The 990-nt window shown below is 71.6% G+C and carries 1 protein-coding gene and 1 pseudogene; both read right to left on the reverse strand.

Annotated elements, in window-relative coordinates; translation table 11 throughout:
- Positions 1-137 (reverse strand): annotated as a pseudogene (locus IE332_RS40455) (ATP-binding protein); the annotation flags it as partial.
- Entirely contained in the window at positions 118-768 is a 651-nt protein-coding gene (locus IE332_RS40460) for a DUF742 domain-containing protein (RefSeq protein ID WP_229929326.1), read from the reverse strand. The pseudogene IE332_RS40455 and the gene IE332_RS40460, both read right to left, overlap by 20 nt.
- Positions 769-990 lie beyond the last annotated feature (222 nt).

Below are 990 nucleotides of genomic sequence, written 5' to 3' on the forward strand. Positions count from 1 at the left end.
TCGGTGCGCAGCGGGTTGATCTCGGAGACGGCGCCGACGAGCGTGGTCTTGCCGACACCGAAGCCGCCCGCGACGACGATCTTCGCGGAGGTGGTGGCGCGGGTGGGGGCGGCCGCGTTAGAGCTTGCGAAGTCCACTGAGGACCCTTTCGAGCAGCGTGACGTCGGGCTGGTTTCCGGATTCGCCGCCGGAAGCGGGCTGGTGGATGGCGACCAGGCCGGCCTCGGCCAGGTCGGCCACGAGAATGCGGGCCACTCCCAGGGGAAGGGAGAGCAGCGCCGACACCTCCGCGACGGATTTGACCTCCGTGCACAGGGTGCAGATCCGCTGGTGCTCGGGGAGCAGGGTGGCCAGGCGCTGCGGATCGACGTCGGCGGAGACCAGGGCCTCCAGCGCGAGTTCGTAGCGCGGCCGGGTGCGGCCACCGGTCATCGCGAACGGGCGGATCAGCGGGCCCGAGTCGGGCTCGTCCTCGAACTCCTCGACGTGGCCGGGCTCCTGGGCGGGCCGGTAGCCGGGCGTCGGCTCGGGCGCCGGCGACTGGGCCGGGTAGCCGGGCGCCGGGGCACCGTAGGAGGGCTGCTGCCGGGAGTACTGGTCGTACTGGCCGTACTGCTCTTCGGGCCTGGCGTACGGGTGCTGGGGCTGCCCGTACTGGTGCCGGCCGTACTCCTGACCGTGGCCGACGCCGGGTGCTCCGAAGGCGTCATGGCCTGTGCCAGGGTACGGAAGACCGTACTGGCCGCTGCGGTCGTCGGGCGGTGTCACGGTTCCTCTCCTCACAGGGTGCGGCGGTGCGGTTCGAGCTTCGGCGCGAGTCCGGAGCCGGTGGTGCGAAGGCCGTACAACGTCCGAACCCGAGCCCGCCGAAGCGGGCCCGGGAAGGACGCGGAGGTACTTCGAATACCTGGACGGTATCCGACGAACCGTCAGTGCAGGAGACTGCCCTGGAGTTCCGCGCGAAGTGCGGGGGTGAGGACGGCGCCGGCG

The sequence above is a fragment of the Kitasatospora xanthocidica genome (genome assembly GCF_014656195.1).
GTDB lineage: Bacteria > Actinomycetota > Actinomycetes > Streptomycetales > Streptomycetaceae > Kitasatospora > Kitasatospora xanthocidica.